This window comes from Spirosoma endbachense, assembly GCF_010233585.1.
Classification (GTDB): Bacteria; Bacteroidota; Bacteroidia; order Cytophagales; family Spirosomataceae; genus Spirosoma; species Spirosoma endbachense.
Genome location: NZ_CP045997.1, coordinates 8178619 through 8195093, shown reverse-complemented (window position 1 = coordinate 8195093; position 16475 = coordinate 8178619). Strand labels below are relative to the sequence as shown.

7 protein-coding genes are annotated in these 16475 nt (G+C 45.5%); 3 read left to right on the top strand and 4 right to left on the bottom strand.

Features of this window, described 5'->3' with window-relative positions:
* Window positions 1-5 precede the first annotated feature (5 nt).
* From GJR95_RS33310 to GJR95_RS33300, 3 genes are all read right to left on the bottom strand, one after another.
* Window positions 6-3221, bottom strand: coding sequence for a histidine kinase dimerization/phosphoacceptor domain -containing protein (locus tag GJR95_RS33310; RefSeq protein WP_162389969.1), 3216 nt, complete (start codon window positions 3219-3221; stop codon window positions 6-8).
* 98 nt (window positions 3222-3319) lie between these two features.
* Window positions 3320-7204 (bottom strand): AsmA family protein, encoded by a 3885-nt coding sequence (locus GJR95_RS33305; protein ID WP_162389968.1) that lies wholly within the window; start codon window positions 7202-7204, stop codon window positions 3320-3322.
* A 269-nt stretch (window positions 7205-7473) separates the two neighbouring features.
* Window positions 7474-8928: a hypothetical protein gene (locus tag GJR95_RS33300; protein WP_162389967.1), complete on the bottom strand. Its 1455-nt coding sequence runs from the start codon at window positions 8926-8928 to the stop codon at window positions 7474-7476.
* A 709-nt stretch (window positions 8929-9637) separates the two neighbouring features.
* On the opposite strand from GJR95_RS33300, the gene topA reads away from it, so the two are divergent.
* Window positions 9638-12307 (top strand): type I DNA topoisomerase, encoded by a 2670-nt coding sequence (gene topA / locus GJR95_RS33295; protein WP_162389966.1) that lies wholly within the window; start codon window positions 9638-9640, stop codon window positions 12305-12307.
* A 145-nt stretch (window positions 12308-12452) separates the two neighbouring features.
* On the opposite strand, the gene GJR95_RS33290 is transcribed toward topA, so the two are convergent.
* Complete coding sequence (locus GJR95_RS33290; protein ID WP_162389965.1) at window positions 12453-12947, bottom strand: DUF6252 family protein; 495 nt, start codon at window positions 12945-12947, stop codon at window positions 12453-12455.
* A 437-nt stretch (window positions 12948-13384) separates the two neighbouring features.
* Here GJR95_RS33290 and GJR95_RS33285 point away from each other — a divergent pair, with 437 nt between their 5' ends.
* Window positions 13385-13711, top strand: a complete 327-nt coding sequence (locus GJR95_RS33285) for a PadR family transcriptional regulator (protein ID WP_162389964.1) — start codon at window positions 13385-13387, stop codon at window positions 13709-13711.
* Between the two features lie 3 nt (window positions 13712-13714).
* Window positions 13715-16468, top strand: a complete 2754-nt coding sequence (locus tag GJR95_RS33280) for an ABC transporter permease (RefSeq protein ID WP_232540941.1) — start codon at window positions 13715-13717, stop codon at window positions 16466-16468.
* Window positions 16469-16475 lie beyond the last annotated feature (7 nt).

The following is a 16475-nucleotide window of genomic DNA, read 5'->3' as shown; positions in this document are numbered from 1 at the left end:
AGGTTTTAATCTTCGTTTTTACGCACGTCGCGATTGGTAAAATTAATCGTAAAAGTAGCCCCTTCTTTACTCGAATACTGAACCTTTCCCCCAATTTGCCGGCTTAGGTCATTGACCAATTGCAGGCCAAGGGTAGTGGCTCCGGTCAGGTTAAAATCACTCGGTAAGCCGGGTCCATTATCGGAATACACTAACTGGTATTTCCCTTCGCTGATTACACAGATTGCCAGCTGTATCTTACCCGCCGGAACCCGTGTAAAGGCATATTTAAAGGAGTTGGATAACAGTTCATTCAAAATCAATCCAAGCGGAACGGCTGAATCAATATCCAGCTGCAAATCAGGCACAAGTATCGTGATCGTTACGGGTTTTTGTTTTTGAAAGACACTCTGCACTTGTTTGCTTAAATCATTGACAAACCGCTTCAGGTCAATGATGCTGAGATTTTCGTACTGGTACAGGTTCTGGTGGATCAAGGCGATACTTCGGACCCGGTTTTGCCCTTCCCGTAAAGCCTCTCTGGCTGTTTCATCCGTCAAGCCTTTGCTTTGAAGCTCCAGCAAACCCGAAATAACCTGTAAATTATTCTTTACCCGGTGATGAATTTCTTTCATGAGTACATCCTTTTCCAACAGCAGGGCAGACTGTTCGGAAAGCGACTGTTTTAACTGGGTCGTTCGTTCATTGACGGTTTCCTCTAATTTCTTTTTATCCCTGGCTAATTGTTGCAATCTGAAATGAATCAGTAGATAAATCGCCAGAAAAAACAGGAATACAGCCGTTAGAACGAACCACCATTGCAAATAAAAAGGTTTCAAAACGGACAACGGAATGATCAATTGACTACGACTCCACGTACCCTCCCGATTCTGGGCTTTGATATGTACCGTAAAGTTGCCGTAAGGCAATCTGCTGATTCGGATCGAGTTTTCGTTGATATAGTTCCAGTTTTTATCGAGACCCTCAATTTTATACGCATAATGGTGCCCTTCATCAGTGGCAAAATCCAGCAATTGAAAGTCAAGCGTAAAGAACTTATCGTCGGGCTCCAGGGTGATTTTCGCTGTCTTCAGCAACTCAGCTGTTTTATTGATCAATTCGTTTTTTGAGCCAACGAACTGGTTGAACGCAATGACCCGTAATGGCACTTGAAGCGTGTTGGTATCAGTTCTGAAATCGCGGGGATCAAACGCATTCACCCCGTTCAATCCGCCAAAAAACAGCCTGCCATCGCTGGCTCTGAACGATGAGGTTCGGTTAAACTCATTGTGGGAAATACCATCAATGGTCGTATAGGTATTCACTAAAAAACTGTTCCGGTTGAAGCAGATCAATCCATAATCGGAACTGATCCAGAGGTTTTCATAGCTATCAGGTTCAATTCTGTATAAAACATCGGAGGGAAAACCCGCCGTGATGTTGAATTGCCGGACGGCGTTGGTTTTAGGGTTCCAGCGGTAGAGCCCTTCGCCATTTGTGGCCAGCCAGAAGACCCCGCTGGAATCCTGATAAGCATCGAGCAAACTTAGCCCGTTCAAAAAAGGAGATTGGAGCTTAACCATCGACCAGCCATGATTGGTCTTTGCCGATAAACGATGGTTGGCGACAAGCTTATACAAACCGTTCTCTGCAATCGCCCAGATGATACCAGTTCTGTCGTAAAAAAAACGGTACACAAACCTGGCTTCAGTGCCAGAAGCAGCCACCACAGGGATCGAATCAAACCGGTGGGTGTTTGTGTTAAATAAAGAAAAACCGGTCGTCCTTCCCAGAAGCAACAGGCTGTCGTTCATCGAAAACATCGACCATATTTCAGATCCTAACCCGCCCGAATAGTTGGTCACCCTGTTCTTTACATCATCGTACAGAACCAGCGAATACCCGCCACTATATAATGCGGTATGGTGTTCAACCAGGGCATAATTAATAGCGTCGTGCGCAATAGCCTGTATTTTTCCGCCCTGTTGGCTGAATGTATGCATCCATATATTGGCGACAACCTTTCCGGTCCGATCTGCATAGATTCCTCTGGCCTGGCTGTTGGGTTGGATGGATTGCTGACTGCTGGAAAAATAAGGGGTAAACCGATTCTTTTTGAGCGTCAGTTGCAGTACTCCATGCGACGTGCAAAGCCACTGGTTGCCAAGTGCATCTAAAAACAGTCGATACAAAAATAGATTCTCAAACCCTTTCAGTTCAGATTTGTCAATCACCTTCACAAAGGCGTGTTTATGCCAAAGGTAAAGTGCATCTGTGGCGTCGTAAAACATGGAAGCAGCCCCGCTGGTTGACACGCAAACCTGGTACCAGTATCTTCCTTTCACGGTGTTCAGGTTGTATTTCGCCAAATCCGCTACAGGTACAAGGTTACCAGCAGGTGTTAGTTTGTCGATGGCAAATTCATTGACGTTGGTGGCGGTGTTGTAGGTGATTAACAGTTCATTTTGGTCCGTGAAGCCAACGGGTAATGATCGTAATACATTGTGTTGACGAAAGCCAATGACCGCATCTTTTGTGATCAGATATTGCTTTTCCTGATTGGTTAATTTCAACAGAGCTTTTTCCGGTGTAAAGCTACAAACAGGTCCCGTAGTGCGGTAGTCAAATGCTAAGCCCGTTTTGTTCCAGTCTTTCATTTCGTAGCGCAAACGAAACCCTGTTTTAGCCGAATATTTCCAAAGCCGGAACGGAAAAGCCGTCAGAAAACTGACTTCATCGGTACCGTCGTTGGCGATCCAGTACACATCCTGCTCTTTAAAAGGTAAGTTTGGATAAGTAGCCGTGAGTGTTTTAACTTCCTGCGTTGTGATGTCCATCACATCCACTTTTCCGTTGGTTATAAGTTGAAAACCTGTACTGCCATACTCAATAAACAGGTGATTGGCATCATCTTTTGCCAACTGGACGATTTTATTATCCTGAAGTTTATTACGTTGTCGGGTAAAAAGCAGGCAGGTTTTACCATCATAGCGGTTCAACCCATTACGGGTTCCAAACCACATAAAACCAGCGGCATCCTGTACGCCACAAAACACTTCGTGGGAAGCCAGTCCATTTTCAATGGAAAGGAGCCGTTTAGTGATTGTATAGACCGAAGTTGCAGGCGTGAATTTACTTTGCCCCCGTAAAGAATGAGCAGTTAGCACATAAACCAGCAGGAAGGAACTGCGAAAGAAAAGGAGAAGGGTATTTCGCTTTCCAGGTTGAAAGAAATGGGTCATTTTACAACGCCTTACTTAACAGGTAATTATAGTCGATAGGAGTGTCCACTGAGGTCGATGCGTCGATGACAACATAAAGACCAAAAGCCAACAGGTGATTAATCTTCGGCGGGTAAGGTGTGCTGCTGGCTTAGTTTCAGGTAATTAGCATGGTATTTTTTATTGGCCTTTACGCCAACGCTGGTTAGCACGCCACTCATAATGGACTTGATCCAGTAACCGAAAATAAATTTCTTCTGGTCGCGATCGTAGAAGATCCGTGCTTCTTGCCGATTCTTTTTCCGTAAAATATTGCTGGCCACAAAATTCTCGAATTTTATCAGCAGCGAGCGCCGGGATGTATCCTTATGGCCAAGCAGGCGAAGTTTTAGATTTTTGTAATAAAACCGCATATTACCAACCGACGCATACTTATTACCCGCAATACGCGCCATGATTGGTTCGAGATAGCCATCTTCCAGATCGGCCGCAGCCATCGGATTGGTAATCGGACTAAGCTCCGGCATGTTTAGATCCGACGTTCGCAGGATCATGTGAAAGCCCGACAGCGAATCACCGTACGACTCTCGATAGTGTAGTCTTTTTATGTGTAAGCCCAGGAGTTTTGTGCTGGCCAGCAATTTCAAACTATCGGTTGATTTAGTCGGTCGATTGGTAACCGTTTTCAATGTACCATTGATGTCTTTCAGGGGAACAGTGCCTACCCGGTTGGTTATTTTTGACGTCTCATGGTAATTAACCTGGCTGTTGATCACACTAATCGAATCAATATGAAACGGCACTTTGATGCCTGAAATTAACCGGGTTGGCATTAGCTTGTTAGGCAGAACGGCCGGGTCAGGCAATCGTTTATCGCGGGAAACATCAGTAATGATATTTTTAACGACAATATGATTGACGACGAGAGTTGAATCACGGTACCAGCGGGCTGCTTTAACGCCATTTAGCTGAGCCTGTTCACCCTGTATGGTGATGTAGTCTGACTGCAGGTTCGGCGGAGTCATAAACTCCTCTTTGGTAATCAGGGGACTTAGTTGAAAGTTATCAAGTTGCAGGCGCTCATTCTTGTGCTCCCAACTCACCTTTGCGGCCTTTATGGTCGATCGGGCACTCTTAAACGATAAGTCGGTAATCGCTACATTGGCATGATCAACAAACGTTGGCCACGCCATTTTCTGACCAGCGGTCCAGCGAAAATTCGGCATATCAATTGTTCCGGCAAGCCCTTTGATCCGAAGCTCTGGCGGAGCCGTATTTTTCTTCGATGTCAATGTGGGGTGCAGATCCTGGAGTGTTAGATTAGCCAGCAGATGCGTCGTTAGCGATGGTTTTCCGTCTTTGGTGGCCAGTAATTTTCCATTCGTTAGCTGAACATTGACCGACTGAACGGTTGTCTTTATTTTGGGCATGGCCAGTTTCAAATCAGCCGGGCTCACGCGTATCGAAGCAAATGTAGCATCTTCGTGTTTTTTGGCATGGATCGATTTAGCCTCCACATCAACTATGGTTTGTAGCTGAGTCGAATCCTTGCCTTTTTTAGTAATAAGGTTTATTCGGGCCTGCTGTATGTCTAACTCATGAAGCGCCAGATTAAGGGGTATGAAAAATGCTTTAGCTATCCCGGATGCCCCTGATTTTTCTTTAAATTCCGTAACCATTGTCACCTCAGGTCGATCCAGCAGTACTGAACTAAGGTTGATATTAGTAAAATCAGTGGATGGAAATGGGCCTTTAATCTGCATTTTCGGCAATACGACGTGCATTGTTTTCCCCTGGCTATTATCGGCATAACGTATGTCCGACAGGACCGTATGCTGATGACTATGCAAGGCTATTTGTGCCACAGTGATCTGCCTGCCATTGGGTTGCCGGAAATATAAATTATTGAGATTGCCCAGGAACTGCGCCCATCGGAAATACTTTGGATCGGTAGTAAGCTCAGCTATTTCAATAGTATGTCCCTCAAAACCAGCCAAACCGCTTTTCGGCAACGACGCTTTCAAATTGAGGTGATCAGCCAGTAACTTACCAATTCGCAATTTGGGTAATCCTTTAGCCTGCGGTTTGTCGGCGGCTGCAACAACCGGTTCGGCAGCAGTTGCTTTTGGCTTTATTTGGGCATCGACCAATAAATCATGCACCCGAACCTGATCGATCTGAATGACTTTGGTTTGCTGGAGTATATCCCAGCTGAAAGCCTCCCAATAGAGCTTATTGGCCGCTACACTTACTCCACTAGCCAGATCAATCTGCAATTTATCGACCCAGTTAAAGCGATGCCTGCCGTTCATTCTATAATTGGAAAGTTGCAGTTTCAAGCCATTCGCAGCAACAGTCATCTGCTGAACTTTTAGGTCAGCAATAGCCCGTTTAATCTTGATGAGCGAATCACTCGCCAGTAGATCCCTAACCATAATCAGGGCATTCAATCCCTTTAATTCGGCATGTACAGGTTTCGTCTTCCCGGCTAATTTGTATTGGCCACTGCCGTTGATAATATGAAATCGATCCACCTGAAGTAACTCACCGAAGCTATTCAGCGTCTGATAGATATCCGTTTTTTTGCGCGTAACCGTATCATGATTCGCGGTGATTTTCGGCTTCAATGGCTCTTTTCGGGTAGCGATCAGTGTAATATTTGGATTAACCAATTCGGCATCGGTAGCAACCAAACGCTTCCGGATTAAATCATCGAGACTAACATTGTTCAGGCGCAGGGCTGGTGCGGTAAAAGTCAAACCCTTACCTGCCACTTTTGGCGAAGCAGGTCCATAATGAACATTCTTAAAAAGAACGTCATCATTTAGCAGCGTGAACCGTTCTACGCTGATTTTGAACAGACTGTCTTTCGAAAAAAATGTGATATTGTTCAGGTTTAAATTAATGCTATCCGTCGTTATGAGGTGTTCGTTCTGCGGATTAACCTTCAGATTGAAGATGTTTAGATTAGCCTTCTGGGTACCTGCTTTGAGGGCATTATTTTTAGGACTTCCCAGCAAAATTTCACCGTCTTTTATTTCCGTGTAACGGATGGCAACGTTTTTAAAAAGGCTTTTAATGTTCGAGTGAATACTCGTGTCTTTTACGGGTACTCGCTGGGTAGTAAGTGGCAACGTAAGCACAGGCCTTACGCAAATAAGTGTATCGAGCGATAATTCTCCTTTCTGATAAATAGCCGGTAAATGCTTCGAGTTGAAGTAAAATTTGTCGGCCCGCAAAATTACTTCGTCCTGTTCAGCAGTAGCAGGTTTATGAAAGTGTACGGAATCTATTTCAAACAACTGGCTTGCGCTCGAAAATCGCAGCCCTCTAAAACTTAGTATATTTTTCCCGTCCGACAATACCCACCGTTGCCTCCCTAAGGCCAATTCCAGGTTATCAGAGCCAAATAAGCGTTTGTCGTTATTATCTATTTTCAAAAAATTATGAACAGTCAGCGTAACATCTTTAATGCGCAGCGGCTCGGCGCTGTTTCGCTTGAAAAGTGTCAATGACCCCTCCTGAATAACAAATGATTTAGCGTGTAAATGGTCTAAGATTTTTTGTAGGTTTTCCAGAATCATTGAGGTATGAAAACTGGTCTGATGACGGCTTTTTTCATGAACTTTATAATCGTGAATAACAATTTCGGGTTTCTCAATCAAAAAGCTATCGATCAATAATCGTTTATTAACCAGAAGTTCACGCCAGGATTCGATAGACAACTGTGCTTTCGGGATCTTTACGTCGTAGTAGACTGGCACATTCGTAGTATCTTTTCTGGTAAACACCAAATCATCAATCCTGACCGTTTTATCCAGAATTGAGAGTTTAATGTCTTTGCTTTTCAATTCATAACCACCTTTGGTTTGTTTCCCAATGGCGTACTTGATTACATCTTTTAAATCATTGACCAGAATAAAATAGGCTACACCCACTATCAGAAAGGGAATAGCCGCTAGAAGTAGAAGTAGTTTAACCCAGCGCTTCAAAGATATATTCATCAGTTTAATAGCTAGTGCTAGTAGAGTTTAAACACCAAGGGCTTCAAAATGGGCCAGCGCATTTAAGTCAGGTTCTATAAAATCAATCTCTATTAATTTTCTGCCAGTAGTCGTACGCCAGGGGAAACAATCTCCCAAAAACGACGCTCAGCTACTGCAATGTACTGTTTTCGAGCAACTTCATTGCAATCCATTGACAGCCAAAAAGCGAAACAATCGTATACTGCACAGCCCGTTTAAACCGATCAGCTTTTGCCAGACGCCTTAAGCTATAGATTATGAATGTATGCAAGTAAGAGACCAATAACAACGTGATTCACTTTTGCATTGACCGGATCGCCTAACAATAAATTTGACTCGTTTGGCGTATCGAAATTAACCTCGGGCTTAAAGGCGTTAGTGGTGCCATACGATAGCAGCAAGCCAGGCCGAAAGCTAAACTTTGGTCGCCGGATATTGGCTCCTAATTGTGCGTGGTAACTATTCCAGTTTGTTGTATAAGCGACGTAACCACCAGTATCGGCAAACGATTTTTCATCGGCATACGAGAAGTCGGTCCGTATGGATACGTATCCCATAACGGATGGTTTCACGGGAAAGCTAATTCCTACCGCAACGTTCATCACGGCCTTCCGAACATCTTTAAGTTTTAAGGAATTGGCTGTTGACGTGCTGCTTGAACCTGACGTATCGGAGCGAATGAAGTAATCATTGCGGGGCGTAATAATGGCATAGTCTTTAAGCCGGGCAAAATACTCAGCAGCCAGGTAAACATGGCCCCGTCCATAATCATAGCTGTAGCCTGCCGCCAGACTAAATGGAGTTTTGTAGTTTGACGTTAACTTCTCCTGACGCGTGTTAGCCAGCAAATTAATAGGCTCTACCGTTGGCACCAACCGAATGTTCGAAACGACATAATCGGTCATGAGCATTCCCCGGCTGAAAACACGCATCAGTGGCAGTGTAGCCAATAAACCGACATGATGCCTGGCCTGATTATAAGCAAGTCCAATTTTGGGTTTCAGGCCCATTTGCGTGTAGTCGACCCGATAAACAGCTTCGGTATTGGAGAAATCTGGAAAAAGTAAAGGCTTGGCCCCAACAGCTTGATTTAGCAAGGCCCGGCCACTATACTCAATATCGAAGGTTTTCCGACGAACCTGTGCTTCAAGCGAGGCACCCACATACAGTTTTTCGGATAGCTTAAACCCCGCACTAAAGACTCCAGAAATTTCGCTTACCTGATTTACTTCGCTGAATTGGCCGATATAATACTCAGAACCAGGGCTATAGGCATCATTCAATACATTCATTTTGGTGTCCTGCCGCTGGTTTACCCGATTATTCAGTATATAGTTGTTAATCAGTGCATAAGCCAGCACCAGCCGTTCATTCTGCTTTAACTTAAAACTGCCCGAATGCATTTGGGGTGAAATTCCGCCCGATACTGATTTCAAATCTTTCCCTTTTCCCAGCGCGTCAATGATTCGGGTAGATTCAATTTGGTATAAACTCCCCGAAAACTCCAGGGCCGTTTTCGGGCGGATAGCCAGCAGAGCCGGATTATAAAAAAAGACACCGCTATCCTTTGTATCGGCAATGGTAGCACCAGGCGTCATTAAACCGCCAGGACTATAATTCGACGACCAATAATGCGAATCCTGTGCAACAGAATAATGCAAACTAAGCCTAACCAGGAGAATGATAGTAGTGGTACGGAGCATAGCATATTGGTTGATAAGGTGGCACACCTCCAAGCGAAAGTTCTAAAAATGATACATAAGTATATCGGCTATCCTGCTTCCAGTAAAACCATATATTTTCGACTGGCCGGATTAATTCTGTACCCCACTTTATGGCATAAGCCTCTCGATTAGCATAGTTTAGTAGAAAAAAGGGAAACAAATCATTTCTGGTCAGCGTATAAATCCTGGTTTCTGTCAAACACAGCACTAAAGTGGAACGGAAACAGCCCAAAACCGCTTTATAACTAGCCAGTTAACATAACCAGAAATCTGGTATGCGCTTTACAACGTAGGTAATTGACGATAATCGAGCTTATTTGGCATGATGTGTTACCAAATCTGGCAGTTAAATTAAATTTATATTGTCTTTGTTTGTTTACCTCTTTTAACTTCCTATACCTTTAAGCTAACTCAAAAGCTATTTTTTTAAGAATTGCTACAACTTGTGTATACTAAAAAAGCTATGCAGAAGCAAAATAAAAGGAGTTAATCGCTCATTTTTCAGGGCTCTACAAGTCCGGTCCGAACGTTGAGCTATTACATATTGTTATTTAACTATATATAATCTCCCGTCCCTATTTCGTTGTCCATGACTTGTCTGGTTGCACAAGTGAGAACTTTTGCGTCTATATTTGGCTCGGTCGATGAGGAAAGCCTAGCGGAGATATTTTCAACCTGAACACCAACTATGTCGAAAAACTTAGTCATTGTGGAGTCGCCGGCGAAGGCGAAAACCATAGAAGGCTATCTGGGTAAGGACTTTACGGTGAAGTCTAGCTTTGGTCACGTACGCGATTTGCCCAAAGATGGGCTGGCTGTTGACGTGCTGAACGGCTTCCAACCGTCTTACGAAATTTCGCCCGACAAGAAAAAACTGGTTAGTGAGCTGAAATCGCTGGCTAAATCTGCCGAAGAAGTATGGCTCGCTACTGACGATGACCGCGAAGGAGAAGCCATTTCGTGGCACCTGAAAGAAGCGCTTGGACTGCGTGATAATACGAAGCGTATTGTTTTCCGCGAAATCACGAAGAATGCTATCCAGAACGCCATTAAATCACCACGCACGATTGACGTTGATTTAGTGAACGCCCAACAGGCCCGTCGAGTACTTGATCGGTTGGTGGGTTATGAGTTGTCGCCCGTATTATGGCGCAAAATCAAAGGTGGTAGCACAGGTTTGTCGGCTGGACGTGTCCAATCGGTTGCTTTACGGCTCGTTGTTGAACGCGAACGTGAAATCGACAAACACCAGTCGAAGTCATCATTTAAAGTAACGGCACAATTCATCGTTGATGGCAGTAAAGTTCTGAACGCCGAACTGCCGAAGAATTTTGCGACGGCTGGTGAAGCGCGGGCTTTTCTGGAGGCTTGTATCGGAGCTACGTTCACCATCAAAAACCTGGAGGTGAAACCCGCCAAGAAGTCACCAGCTCCGCCATTTACGACCTCAACACTTCAGCAGGAATCTTCCCGCAAACTCGGTTATTCTGTTGACCGCACCATGCGGATTGCGCAGAATTTGTACGAAGCCGGTAAGATTTCGTACATGCGGACCGACTCAACCAGTCTGTCGCAGGAAGCTATCGATAAGGCAAAGGCTGAAATTGAAACCGAATTCGGCCCGAAATACGTTCAGACCCGCCAGTTCAAGACCAAGAACGAATCGGCGCAGGAAGCCCACGAAGCCATCCGGCCAACGAACTTCAACGATCGCAATGCCGGGGCCGACCGCGATCAGAAACGACTGTACGAGCTGATCTGGAAACGATCGATTGCCTCGCAAATGGCTGATGCGCAACTCGAACGCACGACCGTTACGATTGGTATCCGATTTGCCAATGGCGTAACAGCAACGGTTCAGGCTCACGTCGATGACAGTCCATTTGCCGATACGCCACCAACGCAAGGAAGGAGCTTTCCCAATGAGCTTATTGCGCAGGGAGAAGTGATCAAGTTCGACGGATTTCTTCGCGTTTACCTCGAATCGAAAGACGACGAGGACGACGAAGACGCGAAAGGAATGTTGCCGCCGTTAACTATCGGTCAGATACTGAACCTCGGTCAGATGAAAGCTACCGAGAAGTTCACTCGTCCGCAACCGCGCTATGCCGAAGCGTCGCTGGTAAAAAAACTCGAAGAAATGGGCATCGGTCGACCATCGACTTATGCACCAACTATTTCGACGATCATTAACCGGGGCTACGTTATCAAACAGGACAAACCCGGTCAGGAACGAAAATACACGGAGTATACGCTTCAGCGGGAACAGATCAGTGAAACAAGTGGCAAAGAAACCTTCGGTTCCGAAAAAGCCAAGCTGTTTCCAACCAATACGGGGATCGTTGTCAATGACTTTCTGGTCGAATATTTTCCTGACATTGTCGATTATCAATTCACGGCAACAGTCGAGAAGGACTTTGACGAAATTGCCGATGGAAAAATGAACTGGCAGACAATGCTGGGAGATTTCTACGGTGATTTCCATAAGAACATCGAAGAAATCCAGGGATCGTCTATCGTTTCCTTTAAGACCGGGGCGCGGGAGTTGGGTATCGATTCCCGAACGGGTAAAAAAGTATCGGCCCGTTTGGGTCGCTATGGTGCCTTTGCGCAGATCGGCGAATCTACCGACGACGAAAAACCGCAGTATGCTAACCTGCGTGAAGGTCAGCTTATTGAAACGATTACGTTGCAGGAAGCCCTCGACCTGTTTGCTTTACCCCGCGAGGTTGGTTTCTTTGAAGATAAACCCATGACCATCGGTATTGGTAAGTTTGGGCCTTATGTGAAACACGACGACAAGTACGTTTCGCTAACCAAGGAAGATGACCCCTACTCCATCGATGCCGAACGGGCCATTCAGTTAATCCAGGCCAAGCGGGCAGAATCGATCAGCGAAGCCCTGGGTGAGTTTGAAGGCAAGCCGGTTAGCACAGGCAAAGGGCGTTTCGGGCCATACGTTAAATTCGAGGATAAGTACATTTCATTGCCTCGAAATGAATCGCTGGCGGGTTTAACACTCGATCGTGCAATTGAACTGATTCTGGCCAAGCGACAGATTGAAGCGAATAAATACATTAAGGAATTCCCGGAAAATCCAGCTGTAAAGGTTGTCAACGGCCAATATGGTCCTTATCTGGCCGTTGGTAAGCGTAATGTCAAAATCCCGAAAGATATTGACCCCGCTACGCTCACCCTGGAAGATTGCCTGAAACTGGCGGGCGATGATCCGGCTGCGGCTAAGTCTCCCGCTAAAAAAGCGGCCCCGGCAAAAGCAAAAGCGGCTGACGCAACGGCCAAGAAACCAGCGGCTAAAAAGACGACTGCTACTGCGAAAAAAACAGCAGCGAAGAAGTAGACATCGAGCATTCGGTGGTCTGATAATTACGGGATATGCTGGCCTTACCGGCTTTAAATGGCTTCTTCTTTTATAGACAAAAAAAACGGCCTGCTTTTGAAGCAGGCCGTTTTTTTGTAGTCGTTCAGGTTCCGAAAACCCTTACTTACCGAATATTTACATTGAACGTACCGGCGGTCAATGTCCGTTTCTTAAGCCCTGTTGCATCAAAAGCAGTGAAACTGAAGGTTCCGGTCATATAGGTAGCAGTTTTTTTCGTAATCGTTATTGTTCCGCTGCCTCCATTAGTAGTCGAAAAATCTTCTTTATTTAAGGTAAGAATGCCAATGTTGACATTACTCAAAGGATAGGTTCCCTCAACGGCCGTATTGGGCAGCGCAAGGGCTACTACATCGCTTGATTTACTATCGAGGCCATAAATCGCATAGTAGCCATTGGCACCCGTAAAGGATGAGAGTGCGTAAGCGAAGTCTGGCATATAATCCTTTCCATCAATCTTCACCTGAAAACCCACCTGCGATTGGCTTGAAGTTGTTGTTTGGGTTGGGTTGGGTGTAACATCATCCGATTTTTTGCTGCACGAGCTGATGCCGACAATACCAACGATAGCGAGGAGAATTACAATGCGAGAGGTTTTCATGAAAAATAGAGTGTTTAACGTGTAGATCAGGTACGAACCAGATGAATGGTGATTGCTCTTTCGTTCGCTTGACATGTCAAAACTACGACAACCGGAACGGGTCAATAGATGAAACTATGTAGGAGGAAGGTTTGGCTTTAAGCACGGTGAGAATAGCCCAAAAAGTGGTAAATCCGGGAAACTATTCGTTTCGATCAATGTCCGATGACTATAGTGCCTGAGCAATCGGAAAGCCATCCATAAAGCCTGGCCTGAGGGCTGTTATCCGCATCCAGGTACTGTCCAGAAACGTACTTATCTTGTCCAGAAACGGACAAGATGCGAACCGGCAAATACCCAAAATAGGCCAGAATTAAGTAGAATCGACCTTTTTCTGGTTTGGCAAGGCATTTGTTTAGCAAATAACAAGAAAATATGAAAGGCGATCATTTGCGATTATGGGTAGAGCATATTTAGGCGAATTTGAAGAATTGGTCTTACTCACCGTAGCCGTATTGGAAGGGGGAGCTTATGGCGTTACCGTAGCGGCCGAGCTGAAGCAACGCACCAACCGCACCATCAGTCTTAGTGGCGTACATATCGCCCTGTATCGTTTGGAAGAAAAAGGCTTCGTACACTCTGAACTGGGTGGTGCTACAACAGCCAGAGGAGGCCGTAGAAAACGGCTTTTCGCTATTACGGCATCAGGCAAACAGACGCTGGGCGAACTGAGGGAAGTTCGTAATCACCTGTGGGACTCCATTCCTAACCCTTCTGTGTCGTAAATCATGGCTAACTACTCCCCCACTCCCCCGATCTGGGCCGACCGTTTGCTTAAGTGGCTATGCCCTCCTCAATTGCTGGAAGAACTACTGGGTGATCTGCACGAGCAGTTTGCCGATCAGGTAGCACAGGTTGGTGAGCTAAAAGCCCGCCAGCAGTATGTAGTTGAGGTGCTCCGGTTCCTTCGCCCTTACTTTATTTCACGCCGAGCCGTTGCCCTTATTTCCAGCACAACTAATACGATCAAGACAGCAGAGCACTTTCCAAAACCGACGGCCCACCAGTTCAGGCACACCCGATATGGTGAGTATCCCCGACCATCTTTACTCCATCATTCTATGCTACGTAATTATCTGAAAATTGCATTTCGTAACCTTTGGAAAAGCAAAGGCTATGCAGCCATCAATGTTATCGGTCTTTCGGTAGCCTTCTTTGTCAGTGTCTTTTTGTTTCTGACCGCTTATTTCCAGCTATCATTCGATTCCTTCCATGAAGATGGCGGCCGTATTTTCCAGACCTATCTTTTCTCTAATGATCCCGAAAAGGCCAGCCGGTCGGGGTCGATGCCGCTTCCCCTGATTCCAACGCTAAAAGCAGAGTTTCCCGAAGTAGAAGCGGCTGCAAGGCTAATGAATGGCAGTAATGTGGTGACATATAATGGAAAATATTTCGACAAGCAGGTCATGCTAACCGATCCTGATTTTCTGAAAATATTCTCCTTCCCAATGCTCAACGGAAACAAGGCAACAGCGCTTAATGACCGCAGCAACATCGTCATTAGTCAGCATATGGCTAAAGCCGTCTTTGGCAACGAAGATCCAATGGGCAAACGAGTACAACTGGGCTTAGATGACAACAAAAAAGATTTTATTGTAACGGGCGTACTAGGCGATTTTCCCGACAATTCCTCGATTCAATACGATGCGTTCATCCAAATTGCCAATTCGGGTAGCTATCAGGTCGATAAAGACAGATGGGACGCTATGTCGCATAAAGCGTTTGTAAAAATAGCCCCGCATGTCGATCAGACAGCGTTTGAAAACCGATTAAAGTCCTTTGCCCAAAAGTACTTTTCAGGAAGTTTTGAGAGCCTTAAAAAGAAAGGCGCAAAACCTGATGAACGTGGCGACGTGTTTGCCTTACGATTACAGAAACTGTCGGATGTGCATTTTGATACGGCCATATCGGGTGGGGCCGGAGCACCCATTACGCTTGTTTACGCCCTATCGGGAATTGCCTTTTTTATCCTGCTGATTGCCTGTATCAACTTCATTAATCTGAGTGTTGCCCGATCCTTTACACGTGCGAAAGAAGTAGGCGTTCGTAAGTCGTTGGGTGCGCTTAAAAACCAGCTTTTCGTTCAGATCTGGGGCGAAGCGGCCATTATTTGTTTTGTTGGCTTTGTTGTCGGGCTGATTTTGGCTTATCTGCTTTTACCAACTTTTAACACCACGTTTCAGGGCAAGCTGAGCCTGGATTATGTATTACAACCCGACAAGCTCGCCCTCATACTAAGCATTTTTATTGTGGTTACGCTGGTGGCCGGTGGCTATCCGGCGTGGCAAATGTCGAAATTCAATGCGGTAGAGGTATTGAAGGGGAAAATCACGATAAAGCGTCCCGGCATTCTCCGCAACTCGCTCATTGTTACCCAATTCATGCTGTCGAGTTTATTGATTTGCTGTACAATTATAGCCGTTCAGCAGGTCGATTACATGCGTAAACAACCATTGGGCTTTCAGAAAGAGCAGGTGATCAGCATTCCGGTCGGCAACAAGGTAAATGGGCAGCAGGCGCTCAAACGGATGCGGAATATGCTGGCCAACGACCCCACTGTTATAGCACTCTCTGGCAGTACCGTAAACCTCGGACTGGGTAAGGATCGAAGTACGTCGCGATCCGTTATAGGGTTCACTTATAAGGAGAAAGAGATTTCGACCGACTGGTTGCAGGTCGATTATGATTACCTTAAAACCCTTAATATCAAATTAGTAGCTGGCCGTGAGTTCAGTCCGGCCTATTCGTCAGATACGCTCGACCGAGTGATTATTACGGAAAGTATGGCCAAAATGATCGGTGAAAAAGATCCGATTGGCAAATTTTTCCAGACCGACACCGCTGGCGTCAAGTATCAGATTATTGGTCTGGTACCCGATTTCAATCTGTATTCTACAAAGAATGAGAAAAAGCCAATCACAATGTACCTGGCTCATTCTCAATCCATTCCCTACATTTTTGTCAGAGTGGCCCCGCAGAGTCTGGCGGGTTCGATGGATAAATTGAAAGCGATCTGGAAAGAAGTAGCTCCTCAATCCGAATTTATCGCTTCATTTCTGGATGAGAATACCGATTCCTGGTATAAGAACGAAGAACGGCTTTCGCAGATTTTTAGCCTTGCTTCGGGCATAGCCATTCTGCTGTCCTGTCTGGGTCTGTTTGCTGTGGCGCTGATGGTCATTGAGCAGCGAACCAAAGAAATTGGCGTTCGGAAAGTGCTGGGTGCCAGCATCCCAAATATCGTTTTTATTCTCTCACAGGACTTCGTAAAAATGGTCGTTCTGGCCATCGTAATTGCAACGCCCCTGGCCTGGTTCTTTATGCAGAAATGGCTGGATAGCTATTCGTATCGAATAGAAATAAGCATCTGGATATTCATTTTAGTCGGGCTTGCTGCCATAGTCATTGCACTTGCTACGGTAAGTTTTCACAGCATCAAAGCCGCGCTGATGAACCCGGTAAAGAGTTTGCGCAGTGAGTAATGAAAGC